Annotated in this window: 22 protein-coding genes; 9 read left to right on the plus strand and 13 right to left on the minus strand. The window is 57.7% G+C overall.

Annotation, left to right across the window (positions count from 1 at the left end; genetic code table 11):
• Positions 1-4 precede the first annotated feature (4 nt).
• Both ACR0BZ_RS12940 and ACR0BZ_RS12945 read right to left on the minus strand, forming a co-directional pair.
• A complete protein-coding gene (locus ACR0BZ_RS12940; RefSeq protein WP_480920398.1) occupies positions 5-580 on the minus strand; it encodes a DUF3306 domain-containing protein in 576 nt (191 codons plus the stop codon).
• Positions 577-1131, minus strand: coding sequence for a DUF3305 domain-containing protein (locus tag ACR0BZ_RS12945; protein ID WP_267365561.1), 555 nt, complete (start codon positions 1129-1131; stop codon positions 577-579). Before ACR0BZ_RS12945 ends, ACR0BZ_RS12940 begins: the two co-directional genes overlap by 4 nt.
• A gap of 263 nt (positions 1132-1394) precedes the next feature.
• Here ACR0BZ_RS12945 and ACR0BZ_RS12950 point away from each other — a divergent pair, with 263 nt between their 5' ends.
• Entirely contained in the window at positions 1395-3347 is a 1953-nt protein-coding gene (locus ACR0BZ_RS12950) for a 4Fe-4S binding protein (protein WP_480920399.1), read from the plus strand.
• Here the strand turns inward: ACR0BZ_RS12950 and ACR0BZ_RS12955 are convergent.
• The gene (locus tag ACR0BZ_RS12955) at positions 3341-4069 is read right to left on the minus strand and encodes a hypothetical protein (RefSeq protein WP_480920400.1); all 729 of its coding nucleotides are present in this window, start codon (positions 4067-4069) and stop codon (positions 3341-3343) included. The genes ACR0BZ_RS12950 and ACR0BZ_RS12955 overlap by 7 nt on opposite strands.
• A gap of 132 nt (positions 4070-4201) precedes the next feature.
• On the opposite strand from ACR0BZ_RS12955, the gene ACR0BZ_RS12960 reads away from it, so the two are divergent.
• The 3 genes from ACR0BZ_RS12960 to ACR0BZ_RS12970 are packed head-to-tail and all read left to right on the plus strand — an operon-like array spanning position 4202 to position 6434.
• The gene (locus ACR0BZ_RS12960) at positions 4202-5263 is read left to right on the plus strand and encodes an Mrp/NBP35 family ATP-binding protein (protein WP_480920401.1); all 1062 of its coding nucleotides are present in this window, start codon (positions 4202-4204) and stop codon (positions 5261-5263) included.
• Positions 5260-5958 (plus strand): biotin/lipoate--protein ligase family protein, encoded by a 699-nt coding sequence (locus ACR0BZ_RS12965; protein ID WP_480920402.1) that lies wholly within the window; start codon positions 5260-5262, stop codon positions 5956-5958. The genes ACR0BZ_RS12960 and ACR0BZ_RS12965 overlap by 4 nt, the downstream gene beginning before the upstream one ends.
• Entirely contained in the window at positions 5955-6434 is a 480-nt protein-coding gene (locus ACR0BZ_RS12970; protein WP_480920403.1) for a DUF6505 family protein, read from the plus strand. The genes ACR0BZ_RS12965 and ACR0BZ_RS12970 overlap by 4 nt, the downstream gene beginning before the upstream one ends.
• On the opposite strand, the gene ACR0BZ_RS12975 is transcribed toward ACR0BZ_RS12970, so the two are convergent.
• From ACR0BZ_RS12975 to acs, 8 genes are all read right to left on the minus strand, one after another.
• The gene (locus ACR0BZ_RS12975) at positions 6431-6931 is read right to left on the minus strand and encodes a flavin reductase family protein (protein ID WP_209504166.1); all 501 of its coding nucleotides are present in this window, start codon (positions 6929-6931) and stop codon (positions 6431-6433) included. The two genes, ACR0BZ_RS12970 and ACR0BZ_RS12975, sit on opposite strands and share 4 nt — an antisense overlap.
• A gap of 90 nt (positions 6932-7021) precedes the next feature.
• The gene (locus tag ACR0BZ_RS12980; RefSeq protein ID WP_480920404.1) at positions 7022-8434 is read right to left on the minus strand and encodes a 3'-5' exonuclease; all 1413 of its coding nucleotides are present in this window, start codon (positions 8432-8434) and stop codon (positions 7022-7024) included.
• Positions 8435-8436: 2 nt separating this feature from the next.
• Positions 8437-8955, minus strand: coding sequence for a hypothetical protein (locus tag ACR0BZ_RS12985; RefSeq protein ID WP_480920405.1), 519 nt, complete (start codon positions 8953-8955; stop codon positions 8437-8439).
• A 27-nt stretch (positions 8956-8982) separates the two neighbouring features.
• Positions 8983-10806 carry a DUF294 nucleotidyltransferase-like domain-containing protein gene (locus tag ACR0BZ_RS12990; RefSeq protein ID WP_480920406.1) on the minus strand — a complete coding sequence of 608 codons (1824 nt, stop codon included), beginning with the start codon at positions 10804-10806 and terminating at the stop codon, positions 8983-8985.
• 108 nt (positions 10807-10914) lie between these two features.
• A complete protein-coding gene (locus ACR0BZ_RS12995; RefSeq protein WP_480920407.1) occupies positions 10915-12699 on the minus strand; it encodes a sodium:solute symporter family protein in 1785 nt (594 codons plus the stop codon).
• A gap of 15 nt (positions 12700-12714) precedes the next feature.
• Complete coding sequence (locus tag ACR0BZ_RS13000) at positions 12715-12999, minus strand: DUF4212 domain-containing protein (protein WP_209504901.1); 285 nt, start codon at positions 12997-12999, stop codon at positions 12715-12717.
• 180 nt (positions 13000-13179) lie between these two features.
• Positions 13180-13863: an adenylate kinase gene (locus tag ACR0BZ_RS13005; RefSeq protein WP_480920408.1), complete on the minus strand. Its 684-nt coding sequence runs from the start codon at positions 13861-13863 to the stop codon at positions 13180-13182.
• 7 nt (positions 13864-13870) lie between these two features.
• Positions 13871-15835: an acetate--CoA ligase gene (acs, locus tag ACR0BZ_RS13010; protein ID WP_480920409.1), complete on the minus strand. Its 1965-nt coding sequence runs from the start codon at positions 15833-15835 to the stop codon at positions 13871-13873.
• A 430-nt stretch (positions 15836-16265) separates the two neighbouring features.
• On the opposite strand from acs, the gene ACR0BZ_RS13015 reads away from it, so the two are divergent.
• From ACR0BZ_RS13015 to ACR0BZ_RS13025, 3 genes are read left to right on the plus strand one after another with little or no spacing between them, the layout of a single operon-like run.
• Positions 16266-17282: a C4-dicarboxylate TRAP transporter substrate-binding protein gene (locus ACR0BZ_RS13015; RefSeq protein ID WP_480920439.1), complete on the plus strand. Its 1017-nt coding sequence runs from the start codon at positions 16266-16268 to the stop codon at positions 17280-17282.
• 56 nt (positions 17283-17338) lie between these two features.
• The gene (locus ACR0BZ_RS13020; protein WP_480558598.1) at positions 17339-17968 is read left to right on the plus strand and encodes a TRAP transporter small permease; all 630 of its coding nucleotides are present in this window, start codon (positions 17339-17341) and stop codon (positions 17966-17968) included.
• Positions 17969-17971: 3 nt separating this feature from the next.
• Positions 17972-19375: a TRAP transporter large permease gene (locus ACR0BZ_RS13025; RefSeq protein ID WP_480920410.1), complete on the plus strand. Its 1404-nt coding sequence runs from the start codon at positions 17972-17974 to the stop codon at positions 19373-19375.
• 139 nt (positions 19376-19514) lie between these two features.
• On the opposite strand, the gene ACR0BZ_RS13030 is transcribed toward ACR0BZ_RS13025, so the two are convergent.
• Positions 19515-20558 (minus strand): ornithine cyclodeaminase, encoded by a 1044-nt coding sequence (locus ACR0BZ_RS13030; protein WP_480565115.1) that lies wholly within the window; start codon positions 20556-20558, stop codon positions 19515-19517.
• Positions 20558-21478, minus strand: a complete 921-nt coding sequence (gene rocF / locus ACR0BZ_RS13035) for an arginase (protein ID WP_480565112.1) — start codon at positions 21476-21478, stop codon at positions 20558-20560. The genes ACR0BZ_RS13030 and rocF overlap by 1 nt, the downstream gene beginning before the upstream one ends.
• Before the next feature lie 87 nt (positions 21479-21565).
• On the opposite strand from rocF, the gene ACR0BZ_RS13040 reads away from it, so the two are divergent.
• On the plus strand, positions 21566-21994 hold the full coding sequence (locus ACR0BZ_RS13040; protein WP_480472343.1) for an Lrp/AsnC family transcriptional regulator: 429 nt from the start codon (positions 21566-21568) through the stop codon (positions 21992-21994).
• A gap of 113 nt (positions 21995-22107) precedes the next feature.
• Positions 22108-24717: a bifunctional lysylphosphatidylglycerol flippase/synthetase MprF gene (mprF, locus tag ACR0BZ_RS13045; RefSeq protein ID WP_480912969.1), complete on the plus strand. Its 2610-nt coding sequence runs from the start codon at positions 22108-22110 to the stop codon at positions 24715-24717.

The raw sequence follows: 24717 nt of genomic DNA on the forward strand, positions 1-24717 counted from the left end.
TCGGTCATCCTTCAAATTCAAATGTCATTCGACGTGGCGACGGGGAACGTTCGAGTTCTTCGGGCTCTTCTACCTGAACCACTGAAACCGGATCTGGGGCAGGGTCGGGGTCAACTGATACGACCTCTGGTTCTGTGAGCGTCTCAGCTTCGATTTCGTCTACTTCTGATTCTTGCGCGCCGGCGGCCAGTGCTTCGACATGCGCCAGCATGCCTTTTCCAACCTGATAGGCGGTTTGGATGTTTTCGATCACGCAGGCGGCATCGGTGTAGTCCTCGCCGTAATCAACCAGCCCGTCGACATTGGCCAGAACAGGGTTCAGCCGCCACAACCGCCGCAGGGCGCGGCGCCGCAGGCGATCAGGCACTGCCTTGGACATAAAGCCCGAAACATCATCGCCGGGTCCGAGGGTATCGGGATCGGGAAGGTTGAATTCAGCCAAAATCTCAGCGTCACTCTTTTCTTCAAGTTCGGCGTGATGGGCTGCGATCACCTGTTCTTCAAGGGCCAGCGCCTCGGCTTCAGCTTCGGCTTGAACGGCAACCTTTCGGCGCGACCAGAAATCACGCCGCTCTGTCATTGCAGCACCCGTCTCGGGGCGCGGAAAACATCCGATGCCTGCCGGATACGCGCGTCGCCCTTACCATCCTCCACCAAATCGGTTCGCTTTCTGTCGCGACGGCGCTTGACGAACACTTCGTGCTGGTGATGTTTCAGGGTGAAATCCCGTACCCAGGCGATCAACCCTTCGGTCATTGGGATTTTCTCGACAATCTCTTCGCCGGTGTCCGCGTAATCCTGTCCCTGGAACGGAGAAGCGGTGATCAGAACTGCATTCAGGGGCGTGTCGCCCTTCAGCTCATTCCGCAGTACAAGATAGATCGAGGGCTGCCCGTCCGACAGGTTGACCAGGTAGGCTTCGGTCTCGTCCGCCCAGAGGGTCAGGGGAAGGGTGGCAGCGTGGTATTCGACAGCCTCGCCTTCGCGGCGCAGTTCCTGCCAATCGGCTGGCCCTGCACCGGGCAACACGGCGACCGCGCGCCAGTTCCAGCGGGCCCAACGTGTGACCCCGGGTGTTTTGCGCACAATGACGCCAACCGGCATGTCGATCTGGCTTGCGGCCTTGGCCACTGGATCCTCCCCGAAAGGCTCTCCCCTGCCTTTCCATGTCCACTATGGTACACAAAATAGCCACGTGCCAAGCCTGCGCTTTAATACTTTGGTCGTAATCCCGGTAGCGTCTTCGTGATCAAAGCCTGAGAAGGCTTTTGTTTTATGGGATTTTGCCGCGAAACTCTGCCGGGCGCGCTGTGCACTTCGCAGGGTTGAAGTTGCCTCATCGGGAATGCAGCCTAAAGTGCAAAGGATCGGGACTGCTTCCCGAGGGAGGGGACATGGGCACGAAACTTTTGCTCTGCGATTGCGCGGGAACTCAGGCGCTGGATTCGGTCAGGATCGCAAGCGCCTGCGGAATTACCTGTTCAAAGGTTCATACCGCGCTTTGTACAAAAGAACTGCAATCCGCTGCGGCGTTGATGCAAGAGGGCGATATCGTCATCGCCTGTCTGCAGGAACAAGAGGTATTCCGGTCGCTTGCCGAAGATATGAATGTCGAAATCCCCGGCTTTGTCGACCTGCGGGATCGCGCCGGTTGGTCCGATCAGGGCGCGGATGCGGCGGCCAAAATGGCTGCCTTAGCTGCCGAAGCGTTCCTGCCGCAACCGGTGACGCCCAGCGTTGATGTTATCAGCGAAGGCACGTGTTTCATCATTGGTCCTGGTACCGTTGCCTTTGGACTGGCGGAAAGGTTGGCCCGAACACTGGCTGTAACCGTTCTGGTCACGGATCAGGCTGAGCCAGACTCTCGGGCCTTCGATGTCATTCGGGGACAATTGCGGTCTGTTTCGGGTGCTCTGGGTGGGTTTTCCTTGCGTCTGAACAATGTGCAGCAAGTGGTTCCCGCAGGCAGGGGTGCTTTCAATTGGACGGAACCAAGAGATGGGGCGCAATCGGCCTGTGATATCATCGTTGACCTGACGGGGGGCACGCCCTTTGTGCAGGCTCCGGCCAAGCGCGAGGGGTACCTGAGGGCTGATCCCAAGGATGCGGTGTCTGTAGAACGTCTGGCTTTTGACGCCGCCCAACTGGTCGGAACATTCGAAAAACCCCTGTACGTGCGACTGGAGGAAACACTTTGCGCCCATTCGCGGGCGGAACAGGTCGGATGCTCAAACTGTCTGGATATTTGCCCAACCGGTGCAATCACACCCTCGGGCGAGCATGTGGCGATTGATCCGATGGTCTGCGCCGGGTGTGGCGAATGCGCGGCGGTCTGCCCGTCAACGGCGATAACCTATGAAGATCCACCTGTTTCGGCCCTGTTGTCACGGATGCATATTCTGGCACGCACGTACCGAAGGGCAGGCGGTATCGCACCCCGGTTGCTTGTGCACGACGCCTACGGGGCCGAAATGATAAGGCTTACAGCAAGGTTCGGCCGGGGATTGCCTGCGGATGTTATCCCGCTGGAATTGAAAGTGATATCCGGGTTCGGCCATTCGGAAATGCTGGCCGCGCTGGCACATGGATTTGCGCGTGTGGATGTGTTGCTGGCCCCGAAGACCGAACGGGATGCGCTGGATCGCGAAATTGAACTGGCACGTGCCATAACCAGTTCGGATGCGATCGGGCTGATCGAGGAGGTGGACCCTGATGCGATGGCAGACTTGCTGTATGCGCAAAATGTCCCCGAACCGTTGGCAAATCCGGTCTTGCCACTTGGCAACCGCCGACAAATCGCGCGGCTGGCAGCACAGGCCCTGAACCCGCAGGCCAAAGCCCCGCTGCCATTGCCTGAAGGTGCGCCTTACGGTGCCGTTGCTGTGAATACAGACAGTTGCACGCTCTGTCTTAGTTGCGTGTCGCTGTGCCCGTCCGGAGCTTTGATGGATAACCCTGACAAGCCCCAGTTGAACTTTCAGCAGGATGCGTGCCTGCAATGCGGAATGTGCAAGACGATCTGCCCCGAAGACGCGATCACCTTGGTGCCGCAACTGGATCTGAGCGATGCCGCTCTGTCTCAGCAGGTGTTGAACGAGGAAGAGCCATTTGCCTGCATCGAATGCGGGGCTTTGTTTGGGGTTAAATCAACCGTTGAACGGATCATGGAAAAGCTTTCGGGCACGCACCCGATGTTTGCCACTACGGATCAGGCACGAATGATCCAGATGTGTGACAATTGTCGGGTGAATGCTCATTTCCAGCAGCAGGACAATCCGTTCCAGTCAAAACCCAAGCCTCGGGTCGTTACCACCGAGGATTACTATTCGGACAGAAAGGATCACTGAAGCTTTAGCGGCGCGCCCAGATCTGCGGCGTCAATGCGCGAAACAAATGCCAGGATGGCTTCAAGATCGTCCAATGTCATCTTGACCGGGTAAATTGGGGATGGACGTTCGGGATCAAAGGGGGGTGTCAACCCGTCGATCTGCGTGAATGCGGGGTGAGGGTTAAGGGCAAAGAACGCCTCGAACCGTTCCGACCAATCAGGCATCGCGCGCAGAACCGCGAAAGAGGGGGTTGATCCAAGCCCGCTCATCCGGTTGCGGGGGCCAATCACGTGACATCGACCACAATGGGTCACCGATAGTTCTTCACCCAACACGGTGTTGCCGTCCAGGGTATCGTCCGACTGGGTGATCTTGGGATCAAAACTGGCGCTGAACGGTTCACCCACCGCAGGAAGAAAACCTTCGACAGTGCGCTTGCCGATATCTGATTGCAGCCATTCAAGAAAACGGCCCTGGCGGTCGTTGTCTTCGATCCGCAGGTGATAGATCACGTCGTCGCGGGCAAAGACAGGATCGCCGGGCGGCGCGGTTTCCAGCACCATGACACCGGCATCATCTGCGACAACGCGTATCCCGGTCTTGAGAGAGAAGCGAGGAAGGATATGTTGCAACAGACCGGAGTCGTTAACCTCTGCCGGGGCCGCAAGGCCGATTGCCTCCTGCGACAAGGAGGGGGTGGCGGTGAGCGTCAGGCTCAGGCACAACAAGACAAGGCGCATGGTTTAGCCTAACTATGAAGGCCATTACGCGTCAAATGAACAGAAAGAGACGGAGACACATGCAATGAGCGGCGACCAATACATGTCGGCACGCACGCCCCTGTCGGCGGGGCAGATAAAGGAGAGAACAGCATGAGTGTTCGTGACGCGGTTCTGGCGAACCTGAAAAAGATCACTGATCCGGTATCCGGGCAGGACATTGTAAGCGCGGGCATCGTGCGTGCGCTGAACGTCGAGGGCGATACGGTTCGCTTTGTCCTTGAGATCGACCCGAAGCATGCCGAAAAGATGGAACCTGTGCGCGCAACAGCCGAAAAGGCCGCACAGATGGTTGAGGGCGTCGTAAATGTTTCGGCCCTGATGACTGCGCATTCCGATAAGGCGCCGCCGGACCTGAAGCCGAAACCCAAGCCTTCGCAAACTGGACCGCAGGCCGTTCCCGGTGTTGACCGGATCATCGCGGTTGCGTCTGGCAAGGGGGGGGTGGGCAAATCCACCGTGTCGGCCAATCTGGCCTGTGCACTGGCCGCAGAAGGGCGGCGCGTGGGTCTGCTGGACGCGGATGTTTACGGGCCGTCGCAGCCTCGGATGTTGGGTGTCTCGGGCCGTCCGGCCAGCCCTGATGGCAAGACTATCCTGCCGCTGCGCAACCACGGCGTCACCATGATGTCGATGGGTTTGATGACCAACGAAGGGCAGGCGGTTGTCTGGCGGGGTCCGATGCTGATGGGCGCGTTGCAACAGATGATGAGCCAGGTGCAATGGGGTGCCTTGGACGTGCTGATCGTCGACCTGCCGCCCGGCACCGGTGACGTGCAACTGACGCTGAGCCAGAAGTTCCAAGTGGACGGCGCAATTGTCGTCTCGACGCCGCAGGATGTGGCGCTGATTGATGCCCGCAAGGGAATCGACATGTTCAATCAGCTCAAGACGCCTATCGTTGGGATGATCGAAAACATGTCCACGCATATCTGCTCGAACTGTGGGCATGAAGAACACGTCTTTGGTCACGGTGGTGTCAAGTCCGAGGCCGAGGCGATGGGCGTGCCGCTGCTGGGTGAAATCCCGTTACATCTGGACATTCGTGTCGCCGCAGACGGTGGCGCGCCTATTGTGGTCAGCAAGCCAGACAGCCCTCAGGCCGAGGCTTTCCGCAAGATCGCCCGCGACATGATCGCCACAGGCACCGCATGAGCCAACCGGTCTTTCCCCCTTTGTTGACGGGCCACCCGGTTCAGGGTGGCGAAGACCCGTTTGAACGCGCCCAGGCTATGGCGGCTTTGGGCTGCGATGCGGGGGCGGTTATTTATAACATTCAGGCTGATTACCTGCGCGTTGCGATCGTATTTGCGCCCGAGGTGCCGCTTCGGGACGCGATGGCGATGCTGCCGCTTTGTGCTGTTGGGTTTCAGAATGCGCTGGGCGCTCTGGCCCCACCCGAAGTGGCGGTGCATTTGGGGTGGGACGGTCTGATCTGTGTGAATGGCGCGAAATGCGGTGTGTTCCGTGTTTCGGCCTCCGGTGAAAACGCGGAAGAAGAACCGGATTGGTTGATTGTCGGCTGGGAGCTCGCATTGATGCAAACCAGCACCGCGCCCGGCGAAACGCCGGATGTCACAGCCCTTTATGATGAAGGCTGTGCCGAGGTTTCGGCCACGCAACTGGTCGAAAGCTGGTCACGCCATATGCTGACCTGGCTCAACCGCTGGCAGGAGGATGGCAACGCGCCCCTGCATGCCGAATGGATGGGCCTGCTGCGTGGCGTAGGTGAGCCACTGGTCGATGGCGGTGTATTCCTTGGTACGGATGAGCGGTTTGGAATGCTGATCCGCGACGGGGTCAACACCCGTCTGCGCCCGCTGACGGAACTATTGGAGAACGGACGATGAAACTGGCCCGCGCGATCCATTTCGATGAAAGCGACATGAACGTGTTCCATTCTCCGGCACGTACCGGCGAATGGTGCGTTTCGGGCGGATTCGAGTTTTCGAACTGGAGCGGCGCAGATCTGGAAGGCAAGGCGCGTCAGGCTTTTGCGAATGGCTGGCTGGGGCTGGAAACCTTTGGCCGAGTGACGTTTGTGGCGGTAACCCAGATCGAAGCGGCTGAAAGGGATCAGATCACCCGCAATCTGGCAGAACATTTCGTGCAGTATTACGGAGCGCCCTCGGTCGAAGCTGCATTGATCGTGGCACAGAACGAAATCGATCACATGTCAGAGCTGTGTGAAGACCATGCCGCCAACACGCTGCTGACCGTCGCCAGAGAATTGTCTGAGACAGGAGTGCACGAAGCCTTTCGTGTGATCACTCCGCAAGACGCACAGCTAGAGGTTCTGGCGGTGCATGGGTCGCTGGACGACTAGAAAGGGTCGACAAACCCGCCGAACTGACCACGCTTGAAGATCAGACCCTTGCCGGTGCGGTACATGACCTGATCCACATGACCGACAATGATCAGATGATCTCCGGCTTCGTGCCGGGCATGCAACCGGCAGTCAAACCGTGCCAGACAATTGGCCAGCTGTGGGCGATCAGCCTCGTCCGCCGTCCACTCGGCATGGGTGAAATCCACACCGTCGCGGGCAAATCTAAGCGCCTGGTCCTGTTGATCCTGAGCCATCACGTGGATCGAGTAATGCGTGCAGGTGCTGAACGTGTCGAAGCGGTTTGACTCTCTGGCCAGACACCAGAGCACCAGCGGCGGGTCCAGGGACACCGACGCGAACGAGTTTACGGTGATTGCACGCGGTCCGTCTTCGGTTTGCGCAGTTATCACGGTGACTCCCGTTCCGAAACATCCCAGCGCCTCACGAAAGGCGTGGCTTTGATCCGGGGTCGGTGTGAAAATCTTTTCCGTCATATCGCGCGCGTGTTCCTTGGCCGCGCATCAGGTGCCATGCGTGGCCCGGATTGTCCACGAAAAGCTGAACGGCGTTTGCAAATTTCAGCGTTAATTCAGGTCTTCCAGAAGACGCCCGTGTTTGCGGGTCTGGACGATGACTTCGCCAAAGGTGTTCAACCCGCGGGCCTGCAGGATGGGCAGCATCTTGACCAGTGCCTCGGCTGTTGCCACTGCGTCACCCAATGCCGTATGGCGCAGCGCCTCGGGGATCGTGATGTCCAGCCGTTCACAAAGTGCGTCCAGTGTATGTGTATCGCTCGCACCGAACAAAACAGCCGACAACAGAACAGTGTCGAGTATCGGGTGATCCCATTCGACTTCCATACGCATGGCATGGCGGCGCAGGAACGCCATGTCGAACGGGGCGTTATGGGCCACGATCACCGCATCGCGTGAGAATTGGTGAAACACACGCCCGGCTTTGACGATATCCGGTGCGCCCTGAACCATGCGATCACTGATCTTGTGCACGCGGGTCGAGGCGGCAGGGATCGGAATGCCCGGATCAACAAGCATGTCCAGATGCTCGCCCGCGACGATCTTGCCTTTCACAACGCGGACCGCGCCGATTTGAACAATCTCATCCTTGTGTGGCAGCAAGCCGGTTGTTTCCGTGTCGAAGACCACAAAACACAGATCCAGCAAAGAGCGGTTTTCGAACGCGCCGTCACCCGGCGTGTCCAGCAACTCGAAATCATAGACCAGCGGGCGGGCCTCATCTGGCGACATACGGGCAACGCTGTCTTCGAACACCAGCATGTAACCGGGTGCGTCCCCCAGTGGCTTCATGCGGGCCGAATAGGTTTGTCGGCCGTCCACGCTGGTCAGGGTGCAGAAGACATCCTTACCAGATTTGCACAACTTCCCATACGCGTCCGTCAACCCGGTCGATTCGATGTATTCGAAGAGCGAGGCGTTCAGGCGGGGATGCGCGATCTGGGCCAGCACCTCGGCCGCCTGTCCGTCATACAAAACGATCTGGTGTTTCGGACTGGCCAGCAACATGGCGACCGGGATTTCGGTCAGAAGGGCAGTAAGGCGCTGTTTTTCCGCCGCCAGATGAGCGGTTTCGGCGGCCACCGCCTCGGCTGTGTGCATGGCATTTGCGGCAAGTTGCTCGGCCAGGCCAGCCGCTGCTGGGGCCAGATCGCCCAGGTATCGCGCGGCTTGCATGTCCAGATCGGTGCTGACACCGGCATGAGCGCGGGCCCGCAGTTGTGCTGAAAGCCGTTCGATCGGTTTGGCGACATTGTCGTCAAACAACAGCCAGATACCGGCGATCAAAGCCAGTAATCCAAACCCGATCAGAACCTCGGCAAAGATGAAGTCATCAAACAGGTCAGGTTGCGCTGCCCGGGCATAGGTGATCCACAGGGCGGCGGAACTGATTGATATCCCGCCGAGCGCGAGCAGACAGAAAAACAGAAATATCCTGAACCTCAGGCTTAACCCTGTGAGCATGGTCAAACCCCGCAGGTGGCGTCGATGATGGGGTCGGCAGGCCCGGCAGATATCCAGTCTGCATTCAGCAGACGTCCGTCATCGGAAAACTCAGCACCGTCCGCCAGATTGGCGCGACGATTCTCGGCACAGTTTACGGCTACGGGCAGTTTTGAAACCGGGGCCCAGCGGCCGAAGAAGTAAAGATCGACAAGCCGCTGGTCGGGCACGTTTTCGTTTGTGCGCACCGACACGGTGTCGATGGCGGCAAAGCGGTCGACGAAGGGCATGGCGTAGGTCCACGGGCGGTAGAGGGCGCGGCTTTCAACCTCTTTTACGATTGCCATTTCCTCGGGAAGCTGTTCGCGCGTGCGGTCATACCAGGAATACTCGCTGGAAATTGTCACAGCGATCATCCCCAAACCCGCCGCGACCGGAGTAACCCATTTGGGCAACCGCCCTCCGGTCAGCTTGTTCAGCACAAGTACGATGCCCGCAAACGCGAAGCCCGCAAAAACAGTGCCGATCAATTCCAGAAACATCGTGTCACTCCGTTCTTCAGATACGTGTCAGCCCAGCATTCCCTTGCCGTGGCCGACCGCCGATTGCATCGTTTTTACCACAACGAAGGCGTCACGAAGATGACTTCGCTCAAAGTCCGAAAGATCGGAAGGTGGCAGATAATTGTCTGGTTTCTTGCCTGATTTGACCAGTTGGACCTGATGTTCCAGCCGGGTTTCGGCGATCAGATCATAGGCGTCCAGTAAATCGCGTGCACCCGACGCGCTGAGAACGCTATTGGCCTCAGCCGCTTTAAGGCGGGCGCGGGTATTGGCCTCGGGCAGTTCGCCTTGCAAGGCGTAGATCCGCGCCAGATCCACGACCGGAACAACACCATTGTGTTTCAGATCCAGCGTATTGCGGTGTTCGCCCGACCGGATGGTTGCAAACCCACGCAGCAACCCCAGCGGCGGGGTGTGTTTCAACGAGTTCGAGATCATATGTGCGACGAAGATCGAATTGGACCTGGCCGCCGCCAATGTGTCGGCCTGCAGGTCGGCGAACAGGTCGAACGCGCCGCCAATCGGACGCAAGTCAAACATGACCGAGGCCAGCATCTGCGCTTCGGGGTTCGGTTTGGCGATCCATCCCTTGAAATAGTCGCGCCAGACACGCACCGGCTGACACCAGCGCGGATTGGTCGCCATCATGTCGCCGGGACAATAGAAATAACCACAGGTATCCAGCCCGTCCGACACGAACCTGGCCAGCTTTGTAAAGTATTCCATATCCGCATCGGTCACTCTGTCATCCAGCATCAGGCAGTTGTCCTGATCCGACACGCCTGTCTGCTCTTGCCGCCCTTGCGAGCCGCAGGCCAGCCACAGATACGGCACCGGGGGCGGGCCCAGTTTCTGTTCAGCAAGGGCCAGAAGGCGCCGGGTAACCGTGTCGGCAATGTCGGTGATCAGGCGCGTGACGATTTCGTGCCGGTTCCCGCCTGCAACCAGTTGCACCAGCAGCTGTGGGATTTCCGCCGTTACCCGCGCCATTTCTTCGGCGGTATGTGCCTGTGCGATGCGTCGCACCAGTTCGGCCGAGTTCACGGCCTGGTAGTGTGTCAGGTCGGTTTGTGTGACAATACCGACCAGCCGACCGCCCTCGCAAATCGGGACGTGGCCGATGCCGCGTTCCATCATGATGTGCAGAACGTCGGAACCGATGTCGCCGGGTGATAGGGTGACGGGGTTCGCGGTCATGATCTCGGAAATTGGCGTGGAAGGAGGCAGGCCGTCCGCAACGTATTTGCCCGAGATATCCCGCAGCGTCGCGATGCCCTGCAACGTGTCGCCGTCCGTGATGCACAGCGACGAGATGTGCTTGTCGCGCATGATCTGCGCCGCTTTCTGAACTGGCGTATCCGCGGGGCAGGTGGCCGGGTTATGTGCCATCAGAATATCAATGGAACTGGTCGCAAGGCTTTGCGGGCCACTTCTGTCGCCACGTGTCCGGTCGAAGAATTTGGCGACCACATCGTGACCATCGATCAACTCGCGCACCAGATCCGGTGGCAAAACAATCAGGACTGACGGAGTGTGCGCACGCGCCTTGGTGGCTGCCTTGCCGTCTTTCAGCAGCCCGCGCTCTCCAAAAGAATTGCGCAAGCCCAGTTGAGAGACAACGGCACCATTTTCATCGGTGATTTCAACCTGTCCTTCATAGATCACGAACACACCGGGAAGCGCATGGCCCAGTTCATAGACTGAGGTGTCTTCCTCGACTTCCCAGACCTCGATCTGTTTTACGATCTGATCCAGGGCATCAGCCGGTAACGCGTCATAGGGATGAACGGATTTCAGAAACCGGGCGATTTCATCGTGGGACAGGGGCATCTGATGTCTCCGATGTTTTGGTGAAAAAATCCCGCCCAGTGGTATGCCGGGCGGGAGTAGTGGATCGAAAGACGCGGGCGAAGGCAAGAGCCAACGACCGCATCATGCTCACTTGTTCTGAGCTGCACCCGCACCACGGGGAATGCGAACGCTTTCGACCAGTTCCTTGATCTCCTGCGGAGTTTCCTTGGTCATGCCAGCCACAACATAGGCGACAGCGAAGTTGACCATGGCACCGACAGCGCCGAACGAGGTCGACTGGATCGGACCCAGCAACGGATCAGCATCGGTGAACGAGTTGGTGTCCGGAATGAACAGCCATCCCTTGTGCAGGAAGATGTAGACCAGTGTAACGACCAGACCTGCCAGCATACCGGCAACAGCACCGGTGTTGTTGATGCGGGTCGAGAAGATCCCCATCATCAGTGCCGGGAAGATCGAGGCTGCCGCCAGACCAAAGGCCAGAGCAACAGTCTGTGCCGCAAAGCCCGGAGGATTCAGACCCAGCCAGGTCGCTACAGCAATCGCCACAGCCATCGCAATCCGTGCCGACAGAAGCTCGCCTTTTTCCGAGATCTGCGGATTGATTGCGCCCTTGATCAGGTCGTGAGACACGGCCGACGAAATCGCCAGCAGCAAGCCGGCAGCAGTCGACAGAGCAGCCGCAAGACCACCAGCAGCGACCAGACCGATCACCCAACCGGGCAGGTTGGCAATCTCGGGGTTGGCCAGAACCAGGATGTCGCGGTTGAACTTGGTCAGCTCGTTACCGACCCAGCCTTTTTGTTCCGCAATCGCCTGCATCGATTCAGACTTGTCATTGTAGTACTGAATCTTGCCGTCGCCGTTCTTGTCTTCCCAATCCAGCAGACCGGTTTTCTGCCATGTGGCCATCCAGTCGTACCGAGCATCATTGTCGATCTGTTCGACTGTAACGGCACCACCTTCGATGCCACCATTGGGCCACATCATGTCGGTGATATTCAGGCGGGCCATTGCGCCAACAGCCGGAGCGGTCAGATACAGCAGCGCGATGAAAACCAACGCCCAGCCAGCCGACCAGCGTGCATCAGCAACTTTGGGAACGGTGAAGAAGCGCATGATAACGTGCGGCAGACCGGCGGTACCGATCATCAGCGACAGGGTGAACAGCACCATGTTCAGCGTGTTCGAGTGATGGGCCGTGTATTCGTTGAAGCCCAGCTCTGTCACGATGCTGTCCAGCTTAGTCAGCAGCGGTACACCGCTTGCAGTGTCGCCAAACAGACCCAGCGCCGGAATCGGAGTGCCGGTCAGCTGAAGCGAGATAAAGATGGCAGGGATGGTGTAGGCGGTGATCAGCACGCAGTACTGAGCGACCTGTGTATAGGTCACGCCCTTCATCCCTCCGAACACCGCGTAGGCAAACACAACGCCTGCACCGATCAACAGCCCGGTGGTGTTCGACACTTCCAAGAAGCGGCCAAAGGCAACCCCAACACCGGTCATCTGACCGATAACGTAGGTCACCGATGCAACAATCAGACAGATCACCGCAACGATGCGTGCTGTCTGGCTGTAGAAGCGGTCGCCGATGAACTCCGATACGGTGAACTTGCCGAACTTCCGCAGGTAAGGCGCAAGCAGCAGGGCCAACAGCACGTAGCCACCCGTCCATCCCATCAGGAAGGTCGAGTTGTCATAGCCGGTAAAGGCAATCAGGCCCGCCATCGAGATGAACGAGGCCGCAGACATCCAGTCTGCCGCTGTCGCCATACCGTTGGTGACCGGGTGTACGCCGCGACCGGCGGCGTAGAACTCTGATGTGGAACCCGCGCGGGCCCAGATCGCGATGCCGATGTACAGCGCAAAGGATGCGCCGACAAACAGCAGGTTGATGGTAAACTGATCCATTATCCCCGCTCTCCCTTACTCTTCATCCACGCCGTGTTCGGCGTCCAGCTTGTTCATGCGCCAGGCGTAGTTGAAGATCAGCACCAGAAAGACCAGGATCGATCCTTGCTGAGCGAACCAAAAGCCCAGATCAGTACCACCGACGGCGATGCCCGACAGCAGCGGACGCAGCAGGATGCCGAATCCAAATGACACCAGCGCCCAGATCACGAGGCTGATGTAGATGAGGCGCAGGTTGGCCTGCCAATAGCCCTTATCGGCTTCGGCTGCCTGCGCGGAGTTTGTAGATTGATCCGCCATTGCGGGTTCCTCCTTCGCTTCCTCGTTTGGCGGCCCGGTGCCCAACTCCTCCAGTGCGTCGGTCCGCTTCTCGACAATGCCCAACACCGTGTGGTGTCAGGCAAAACTCCACCAGTCCGCCAAAGCGGTCTTTTGAAGTATTCTTTTTAGGATCAAAGCCTTGCGGCTTATCTCCTCCCCTTAACTCATTACGTCGCCGACGATCCCTTCGAGATCGCCCGCGATATCCTCGATCCTGCCCATGGCATTGATGCGTTTCAGAACACCGTGACCGTCGTAATAGGTGATCAGCGGCGCGGTCTGCGCATGATAAGCTGCCAGACGCGAAGCCACGGTTTCAGCGTTGTCATCCGCGCGGCGCTTGAATTCGGTGCTGCCGCACTTGTCGCACTTACCGTCTTCGGCAGGCTTCTTAAACTGGTCGTGGTACCCTTCACCGCAGCCCGCGCAGGTGTAGCGGCCCGAGATGCGGATCACCATTTCTGCATCTTCCACTTCCAGGCTGATTGCTGCGTTGATCTTTTGGTCATTGGACGCAAGCAAACCGTCCAGTGCCTCGGCCTGAACCGTTGTGCGGGGGAACCCATCCAGAATGACACCTTTGGCGCAATCTGGTTGCGCCATACGGTCGCGCAGGATCGCAATGACGATCTCGTCACTGACCAGATCACCGGCTTCCATCACGGCTTTGGCGGTTTTGCCTGCTTCGGTACCTGCGGCAACGGCTTCGCGCAGCAGGTCACCCGTGCTGAGTTGAACAAGTCCGAATTTTTCTTCCAGCATCCGGGCCTGCGTGCCCTTCCCGGCGCCCGGAGGGCCGAGAAGGATAAGAACTGCGGGTGTGGTGATTGTGGCAGCCTCCATCACATCCTCACTTGTTCGCGCGGTTTTCGATCAGGTCTTCGACCACAGATGGGTCGGCCAGCGTCGAAGTGTCACCCAGCGAACCGAAATCGTTTTCGGCGATCTTGCGCAGGATGCGACGCATGATCTTGCCCGAACGTGTTTTGGGCAGGCCCGGGGCCCACTGGATCACATCGGGGCTGGCGATCGGTCCGATCTCGGTCCGGACCCAGGTGCGCAACTCCTTGCGGAGCTCTTCGCTTGGTTCACGGTCGTTCATCAAAGTGACATAGCAATAGATGCCTTGCCCCTTGATTTCATGAGGATATCCGACAACAGCGGCTTCTGCGACGGCGGCGTGTGCTACCAGTGCGCTTTCCACCTCGGCCGTTCCCATGCGGTGGCCGGACACGTTGATCACATCGTCCACGCGGCCGGTGATCCAGTAGTCGCCATCTTCATCGCGGCGGCAGCCATCACCAGTGAAGTAGTAGCCTTTGTAATCCGAGAAATAGGTCTTTTCGAACCGCTCATGATCGCCCCAGACGGTGCGCATCTGGCCCGGCCAGCTGTCTTTGATGCAGAGCACACCCTCGACACCATTGCCTTCGATCTCGACGCCGGACTGCGGGTCCAACACCACCGGTTCGATGCCAAAGAACGGCTTCATTGCCGATCCGGGCTTCATTGCATGGGCACCGGGCAGGGGGGTCATCAGGTGACCGCCGGTTTCCGTTTGCCACCATGTATCCACGATGGGACATTTGCCCTTGCCGACGACATCGTTGTACCAGTTCCAGGCTTCGGGGTTGATCGGCTCACCCACGGTTCCCAAAGTGCGCAGATCGCTGAGGTCGCATTTCTCGACAAACTCTTTGCCCTGACCCATCAGGGCGCGGATCGCTGTAGGCGCGGTGTAGAATTGGTTCACCTTGTGCTTTTCGCAGACCTGCCAGAAACGCGAGGCGTCCGGGAAGGTTGGTACACCTTCAAACATCAGCGTGGTCGCACCGTTGGCCAGCGGGCCATAGACGATATAGCTGTGGCCGGTGACCCAGCCCACATCCGCAGTACACCAATACACGTCGCCTTCATGATAATCGAAGGTGATCTCATGCGTCATTGCGGCGTAAACCAGATAGCCGCCGGTTGTGTGAACAACGCCTTTTGGCTGACCGGTCGAGCCAGAGGTGTATAGGATGAACAGCGGATCTTCAGCGCTCATTTCGGCTGGTGCGCAGTAGTCGTCCGCCTCAAGGGCCATTTCGTTGTAATCAAAGTCACGACCGTCGATCCAGGTGGTCTGACCACCGGTGCGTTTCACGACAAGGCACTTGACGGTATCCTTGCAGTGCAGCAGCGCCGCGTCGGCATTGGATTTCAGGGGCGTTTTACGACCACCGCGCGGAGCCTCGTCCGCAGTTATGACGACCTTGGCGTCACAGCCATTGATCCGGGCCGCCAACGCGTCCGGCGAGAAGCCTGCAAAAACGATAGAGTGAATTGCGCCGATCCGCGCACAGGCCAGCATGGCATATGCAGCCTCGGGGATCATCGGCAGATAAATGACAACGCGGTCGCCTTTGCGCACACCCAAAGATTCAAGGACATTTGCCATGCGGCAAGTGCGGCGGTGCAACTCCGCGTAAGAGATATGCTGAGCCGGATCATTTGGATCGTCCGGCTCCCAGATGATTGCCGTTTGATCACCGCGGGTTTTCAGGTGGCGATCCAGACAGTTGGCCGAAACATTCAAGGTGCCATCGGCATACCAGTTTATCTTAACCGAACCGAAATCGTAGTTAACGTCTTTGACCTGGGTGAAGGGTTTGATCCAGTCAACGCGCTTGCCTTGCTCGCCCCAGAATGCGTCGGGGTCACTGATCGAAGCGGCGTACATGTCGGCATATTTTTCGGCATCAACATGCGCACGGGCGACGGTTTCTGCGGATGGCGGATAGGTCTTGGCATCTGCCTGGGCAGCGGTGGTCATTTTTGAGGCTCCTCCCTCTGGACTGGATTGCGTTGGGACATTTTTTGCCACTTGGTCCGGCAATGTCGATCCCGTTCCTCCCCGAGTTCGAATATTACCGAGTTCTGAAAATAAATAAATAAATTGCCGGAATCCCTGAATTTATTTGTAAAGAAATTTCTTACTGCGACCATTTCTAGTAAAGAAAACGCACTAATTCCGTAAAAATTCATTTAAAATATATGGATAGGTGTAACACATGTCCTACTTGCAGTTCCTAACACAAGCAGGTGTCAGTCCACGGATGTCGGGTTTTTCTACATGCGCAATCCAAGCGGGAACTGCTTCTGATACCAGCGGAAAACCAAGGCAGGGTTGGCACAGTAGAATGTTGGCGCTAGCTTGATCCTCAAGCGCCTCGGGAGGAGGCGCATCAATGGGAGATCAAATGATGAAAAAGATGTTGAGCGGCGCCGCTGTCGCCGCCCTGAGCTTTGCCTTTGTCGGTGAAGCTTTTGCTACTGAGTGGAACGCATCGGTCTGGGGCAAGCGTCGAGCCTTCACCGAACATGTTGAAAAACTGGCCGAACTTGTTAGCGAAAAAACCGGTGGTGAATTCACCATCAATGTCAGCTATGGCGGGTTGTCCAAGCCGCGCGAAAATCTGGACGGCATTGAAATCGGCGCCTTCGAGATGGCTCAGTTCTGTGCAGGTTACCACCGCGACAAAAACCGCGCGATTACCGTTCTGGAGCTGCCTTTTCTCGGCGTGAACAACCTGCAGGAGGAGGTGGCGGTCAGTCATGCGGTTTATGACCACCCCGCAGTCAAAGATGAGATGGCGCAATGGAACGCCCGCATCATCATGACCTCACCGATGCCGCAGTATAATCTGGTCGGCACTGGCGAGCCGCGCGATGAACTGGCCGATTTTGATGGAATGCGGGTCCGCGCCACTGGTGGTCTGGGGCAAGCCTTCGAGGCGGTCGGAGGTGTTCCGACATCAGTTCCCGCAACCGAGGCTTTCAACGCCATGGAATCCGGTGTCGTCGACACAGTGGCCTTTGCCCAGCACGCACATCTGTCTTTCGGGACAATCAACGAAGCCGACTGGTGGACGGCAAACCTGAACCCGGGAACGGTAAATTGCCCGGTCGTGGTCAACATTGACGCCTATGAGGCCCTGCCAGCCGCGCATCGCGAGGCGCTGGATAGCTCGATTGATGAGGCGATTGACCACTACCTGACTAATTACGACGGATTGCTCGAGCAATGGGACAGCGTTCTGCAAGAAAAGGGTGTCCAGAAAGTCATGATTGATGATGCCGTGATTGCAGATTTCCGCACCAAAGCAGCCGACCCGATCCGTGAAAAGTGGATCGCGGAAATGACGGAACAGGGGCTGCCAGCGCAGGATCTTTATGATCTCGTGCAGATGACGCTGACGCAACAGCGCGGCGGCAACTGATCCTGAGCCCGGGTGCCTGCTAGGCACCCGGTACACCAATATTGGGGAAAACTGGAATGGCAGGACAGGCCACAGTGCTGGTGGACGGAAGTCGTCTGAGCCAGCTGGATCAGCAGTTGTTGAAACTGGAGCGTTTTCTAGCGCTCATCAGCGGTTTGGCAGTATTTGGCCTGATGGTCCTGGCCGTTATCTCGGTCAGTGGGCGCAATGCCCTGAATGCCCCATTGCCAGGATATGTTGACTGGATCGAACAGGCGATGCCATTGATCGCATTTCTTGGCATTTCTTATGTTCAACGCGACGGTGGCCACATCCGCATGGACATCGTTCTGTCGCGCCTTCACGGCAGAGGGTTGTGGTTGTTCGAACTGATCTCGGTGGTTTTGATCCTGCTTCTGATGCTTGCACTGGTTTGGGGCAGCTGGTCTCACTTCGACCGCTCCTTTGATTTCGGTGCACCATTGTGGAGCCGCGACAGTTCCATTGATATCGGGATTCCATTGTGGCCCGCCAAACTACTGGCCCCCGTTGCGTTTTCCGTACTGTGCCTGCGGCTTGCCTTGCAGGCTTGGGGCTATGGCCGCGCATTATGGCTGGGATTGGAAACTCCGGTGGCCGTTCCGTTGATACAGAACGCGGCAGCACAAGCAGCGGCTGAGGCCGAACAGTTCGAAGGGCAGGACTGATTTATGGACACGATAGAAATTGGCCTCTGGGTCACGGGCGGGCTTCTGGTCTTTGTCGTGGTCGGCATGCGCGTGGCCTTCGCTGCGGGCTTGGCCGGGCTAATTGGACTTGTTTGGATTTTTTGGGCCAAGTTTGGGTATGATCCGGCGCGGTTCGGTAAAGCGCTGACTGTTGCGGTCAAAACCGCCGGGCAAGTGCCGCATTCCAAAGTTGCCTCTCATACTCTTAGCCTGATCCCGACCTTTATCCTGATCGGGTATCTGGCTTACTACGCAGGTCTCACGCGGGCATTGTTTGAGGCTGCAAAACGCTGGGTCGCATGGGTTCCCGGAGGGTTGGCGGTTTCAACCGTATTCGCCACCGCTGGTTTCGCCGCGGTATCGGGTGCCTCGGTTGCCACCTCTGCCGTCTTCGCCCGCATCGCGATCCCGGAAATGCTGAAGGTCGGCTACAACAAGCGCTTTGCTGCTGGTGTGGTGGCCGCCGGAGGAACGCTGGCATCACTGATTCCACCATCGGCTATTCTGGTGATCTACGCGATCATCGTCGAGCAGGATGTCGGGAAGCTGCTGTTGGCGGGGTTCATTCCGGGCGCGTTTTCAGCGATCATCTATGCCGTGCTGATAGTCGGGATCGCTGTGATCTTTAAATCCGTCGGTCCTCCGGTCACAGGCTTTACATGGAAACAGCGCTTTTCGGCCCTTCCCGGAGCCATTCCTATTGTCGCCGTCATCCTGATCATCATCTGCTTTGTCTATAACCCGTTTGGTGAAAAAGCGTGGGGCACACCGACGGAAGGCGGCGCAATCGGCGCCTTTATTGTCTTCTGCTTCGCGCTGTTTCACGGCATGCGTTGGAGCGAGTTCAAATCCGCGTTGCTAGAGACGGCCAAGCTTACTGCGATGATCTTTTCGATCATCTGGGGCGTTCTGATCTATGTGCGGTTTCTGGGGTTCGCAGACCTTCCCGGCGCCTTTTCTGACTGGATAACTGGGCTCGAGATGGCGCCCATGTTGATCCTGATCTGTATTCTTCTTGCCTACGCCGTGTTGGGCATGTTCATGGATGCGATTGGAATGCTGCTCTTGACCTTACCAGTTGTTTATCCGGCGGTCATGGCGCTGAACGGTGGTGAATCTGTCAGTGCCGCAGACAGTGCGTTTGGCATGTCTGGCCCTATGTGCGCGATCTGGTTCGGAATTCTGGTAGTCAAAATGGCCGAATTCTGCCTGATCACACCGCCCATCGGACTCAACTGCTTTGTCGTCGCCGGGGTGCGCCCGGATTTGAGTGTTCAGGATGTCTTCAGGGGTGTGACACCCTTTTTCGTGGCCGACGCCCTGACCATAGCAATGCTTGTGGCATTTCCTGGTATTGTACTCTACCTGCCATCTCTTGCGGGGTAGGTAGGATGCGAGGCTCTGCCTCGCGCTCCGGGATATTTAGAGCCAGATGAAGAACGGATCCCCTGCTTCATCTGGCCAATAAATATCCCGGGGGAGGCGCCCGGCACGGGTGGCGGGGGCAGAGCCCCCTTAGGCGCGCCTAACCGGCCCGCATCAGCATTCCGAACAGGTCACGCGGATCGTCCGGGTCGGCCAACATGTCCAGAGGCTCAAAGAATGCAGTGCCTTTGATCGCCTGCTTGACATAGCGTAGGGCTGAGAAATCTTCGATTGCGAAGCCAACACTGTCGAACAGGGTGATTTGGCGGTCGTCTGTGCGCCCTTTGGCGGCACCGGTCATAACCTGCCACATCTCGGTCACGGGATGATCAGCATCCAGCGCTTGAATTTCGCCCTCGATCCGGGTTTGCTCGGGGTATTCGACGAAGATGTCAGAGCGCAGCAGGATATCGCGATGCAATTCTGTCTTGCCGGGACAATCACCACCGATGGCGTTGATGTGGACGCCGGGACCGACCATGTTGTCGGTGAGGATGGTGGCGTATTTCTTGTCGGCCGTGCAAGTAGTGATGATCTGAGCACCTTCAATAGCGTCTTCCGGTGTCTTGCATGGGATGACCGTCAGGCCTTTGCCTTGCAGGTTTGCGGTGCATTTCGCTGTTGCACCGGGATCGGTATCGTAAAGCCGGACAGTGTCGATCCCGCACATTGCCTTGAAAGCGAGGCATTGGAATTCGGACTGCGCCCCATTGCCGATCATGGCCATGGTCGTGGCATTCTTTGGGGCAAGATAGCGCCCGACCAGAGCCGACGTTGCCGCTGTGCGCAATGCAGTCAGCATCGTCATTTCGGTCAGCAGAGTGGGATACCCGGTGTAAACATCCGCCAGCAATCCGAATGCGGTCACAGTTTGCAGACCCTCGGAGGTGTTTTTGGGATGTCCATTCACGTATTTGAATCCATATGCCTCCCCATCCGAGGTGGGCATCAGTTCAATCACTCCGTGGGGTGAATGTGCCGGAATGCGCGGGGTCTTGTCAAAGCTTTCCCACCGTTTGAAATCGGATTCGATCTGATCGGCGATCTGTACGATCATCTGTTCGACTCCTATGTGGTGAATCAGCCGCATCATGTTGTCGACGGACACAAAAGGCACGAGCGCCTTTTCAGAAGGTTGGGTCATCAGAAACTCCGGGTGGGGCGGTCAAAGATGCGACGGCCCATAAGTGAGGCGGCCAGATCGACCATCAGTTTTGCGGTGCGGCCACGTTCATCCAGGAACGGGTTCAGTTCGACAAGATCCAGCGAACTGACCAGTCCGCTTTCATGCAGCAGTTCCATGACCAGATGAGCCTCGCGCTCGGTCGCACCGCCGGGAACAGTGGTGCCGACGGCAGGGGCAATGGCCGGATCCAGGAAATCAACATCCAACGAGACGTGAAGAATAGCGTTTTCGGCTTTCACGCGATCCAGGAACGCCAGCAACGGCGCCTTGATCCCATGTTCGTCAATGCTGCGCATGTCGGCCAGCATGGCGCGGTCCTGTTCCAGCGCCAAACGTTCCGCCGGGTCGACAGAGCGCAGGCCAATCATGCCGACTCGATCGGTTGGCACGACAGCGGGTAAGGGCGGAAGCGCCTCGAATCCCGACCTTCCTGTGAAATAGGCGACAGGTGTGCCATGCAGGTTGCCGCTGTCTGTACTGTCGGGGGTGTGAAAATCACTATGCGCATCCAGCCACAGAACGAATAGCGGGCGGTCGACCTTAGCAGCATAGGCGGCCATCCCGGTCACGGTTCCCATGGACAATGCGTGATCGCCGCCCATGAAGATTGGAATGCCCTGTTTAGCTGCTGTCAGTGCGGTCTTGCTCAGCGCTTGCGTCCATCCGACGCATTCGGGCAGCGCGAACAGGTGCGGATGCTCGGGCAGGTCCGTTTTTTCAGGTTGCACGTCGCCCCAATCGCAAACGGAGTGACCAAGATCGGCCAAGGCCTGATCCAGCCCGGCCACGCGATATGCGTCAGGACCCATTCGGCAACCCTGACGCCGTTTCCCGGCGTCCATCGGCGCGCCGACTAAAATGATGTTTTTGCGTTCCATGTGGTCCATTTAGGCCGTCACTGTGTCTTGCGTGAAGAGCACAAAATGCTCAAAATGGATCAGGAAACTCCTTAATGAGAAGGTAATATGGACGAATTGGATAGTCGTCTGCTGGGCGCCTTGCAACGTGACGCGCGCGCCAGCCTGTCAGAGCTGTCAGAAACACTTGGTGTGACCCGCACTACGGTGCGCAGCCGTTTGCAACGGCTCAAGCAATCCGGAGAGATCGTTGGTTTTACCGTGTTGACGCGTCGGGATCTGGCGCAAAGCCCGGTACGTGGGCTGATGATGCTGGAAATCGAGGGGCGCGGCACCGAGCGCGTGATGTCCCGGATCGGAGCCATGCGGCAGGTCACGGCGGTCCATTCGACCAACGGCAGTTGGGATTTGATTGCCGAAATCAGTACTGAAACTCTGGCCGAACTGGACGAGGTTCTGTTTCATATTCGCAGGATCGACGGCGTTACACGTTCGGAAACGAACCTGCTGCTGTCAACACGCAAGGGGCGGCTCTAGTGCTTTGAGATGAATGCGACTTGTGCCAGAGTTTGTGAGTAGACAGGGTGCGACTTACCCTTAGGTAGGCCGCTTGCTGACTAAGGGTTCAGTATTTCCGGAAGGCTTGCGGCATGACCACATCTGAAAATGGTGACGAACCTTTGGCCGGTCAGTGGGCGGAACGACTTGCTGATCTGCTGGAAAAACCCTGGCTGCGCATCGCGATACCTGTCGTTATTACCGGGATTGCCCTTTCGGTTTTGCACGATCTGTCGGCCCATGTGAAATGGTCGGATGTCCAGACCGATATTTCGGCGACATCATGGAAATTGATGGTTTTTGCGATGTGCTGGACAGCGTTCAGCTTTTTGTCGCTGTCGCTCTATGATGTGTTCGCGGTACAGAGCGTGGCAGATGGCAAGGTGCCGTTACCTGTGGCGGGGATGGCCGGAGCCAGCGGATACGCGGTGTCGAACTGCCTTGGGTTTTCCTACATCACGGGAACCGCGATCCGGTATCGGATATACGCGTCGCTTGGCTTGGACCTTGGCCGGGTGGCTGGTGTAATCGCGACCTCGTGGGTGGCGTTCTGGATGGGTCTGATCCTGATTTTGGGCTTATTGCTGACCCTGCACCCGGATGGAATATCCAAGGTGATGCCCGTCAGCGAAACGGTCGAAACCACCATAGGGTTGTGCTTGCTGGCTGCATTTGTTGCGATGTTCATTTGGCTGTCCAGCGGTGGCCGGCGGTTGGCCGTTGCAGGCGTCGGTTTCGATCTGCCCGGAGGGAAACTGGCGGGCCTGCTGACGTTGGCTGCTATTGGCGACCTGTTTGGCGCATCCATGGCGCTTTACGTACTGATGCCGGATGATCTGGGTGTCGGGTACCCGTATTTCTTCACGATCTATATCGCTGCCATTGCCGTTGGAATCCTGAGCCATGCGCCGGGTGGGATCGGCGTGTTTGAGGCGACATTGATTGCCGGTCTGGGGGCGTCAGGCCGTTCGGATGTGATTGCTGCGTTGCTGCTTTATCGGGTGGTTTACACTTTTCTGCCATTTGCAGTCGCCAGCCTTTCCATTGCCGTTGCATCTGCCTTGACCCAAAGACACATGATCGGCGGTGCCGCCATCTGGGTCTATCGCGTGATCCGTCCCATGGTTCCGATGGTCGCGGCCGGGGTTGCCGCGGTGGCCGGGGTAATCTTGCTGGTGTCGGGCGCGCTGCCAGCGGGGGCGCAAAAGCTCAGCACACTGAAAGATATGCTGCCGCTTTCGTTTGTCGAGGCTTCGCATCTTGCAGGCAGTGTCGTTGGGGTGTTGCTATTGCTGGTGTCGCGCGGGTTGTTCCGCAAGCTCTACCGGGCATGGGTCGTTGCGATGGTGTTGATGGGGGTGGGGTTCTTTGCGTCGCTTGCAAAGGGGCTCGACATCCACGAGGCGTTTTCGATGCTGGGAACGATTGGGCTGCTGGCTATGTTTCGTGGCGCGTTCTACCGGGTCAGTGGTGCGTCGATATTTCGGCTGAACATCCCATGGCTGATCAGTGTCGTGGTTCTGTTGGCGGTGATATTCTGGATCGGGCTGTTTGCATATTCGCATGTCGAATACCAAAACGATCTGTGGTGGCAGTTTGCCTGGAACGGTGACGCCTCGCGCTTTCTGCGGTCCAGCCTTGTTGTAGCCGTGATCGTGGGCATTGTTGCCGTGAACTCTCTGTTCGGGCGTGAGATTCCGACACCACAGCGGGTTGAAATCCCAGAGGTTGTCGAGCGGCTGGTGATGGAGAGTGAGGATACGGAGTCGCAAATCTCGCTCACCGGTGACAAGCAATTCCTGATCTCACCGGATGAGACCGCATTCTTAGCGTATGCAGACACGGGCAATGCGCTGATTTCAAAAGGAGAACCGGTTGGTGACGAGAGGGCCGGGCAGCAACTGATCTGGCAACTTCGGGAAATGGCGGATCGCGAAGGTAAACTTTGCGCGTTCTACAGTGTCTCGACCAAATATCTGCCGACTTTTCTGGATCTTGGACTGTCGATCCTGAAGATTGGTGAGGTTGCGCGGGTGTCATTGCACGACTTCTCGCTGGACGGAAAGTCGCGCAAGCGGTTCCGGCAGGCCAAGAACCGTGCTCAACGCGAAGGATATGTGTTCGAGATCATTCCGAAAGAAGAACTGGCGCCTCTGTTGCCAGACTTGCGTGGGATTTCAGACCGCTGGCTTGCGCAAAAGGCCGGTGCAGAAAAGGGCTTTGCGCTGGGTGGATTTGATGATCAATACCTGTCCTATTTCGATCATGCGATCCTGCGTGATGGCAACACCGGCAAGATCATGGCCTTTGCCAACCTGTTCCAAGGGGGAAATAAATCCGAGTTATCACTGGACCTTATGCGCTATGAACCCGATAGCCCAAGTTTCGTCATGGACGCTCTTTTCGCCGACATGATGGATTGGGGTGCGCAGCAGGGTTTTCACTGGTTTTCACTGGGTGCCGCACCGTTCTCAGGGATTGAGAACCGTCAGCTTGCCTCGCTTTGGAACCGGATTGGAGGGTTCGTTTACGAACATGGCGAACAGTTCTACCATTTTGAGGGTCTTCGTGCGTTCAAGCAGAAGTTCGATCCGGAATGGAGCCCGAATTATCTGGCCAGCCCCGGCGGGCTGGCCGCGCCCCGCATCCTCTATGAGGTCAATATCCTGATCTCGGGCGGGTTGCGCGGGTTAACCAAATAG

The sequence above is a fragment of the Ruegeria sp. P8 genome, from assembly GCF_056534665.1.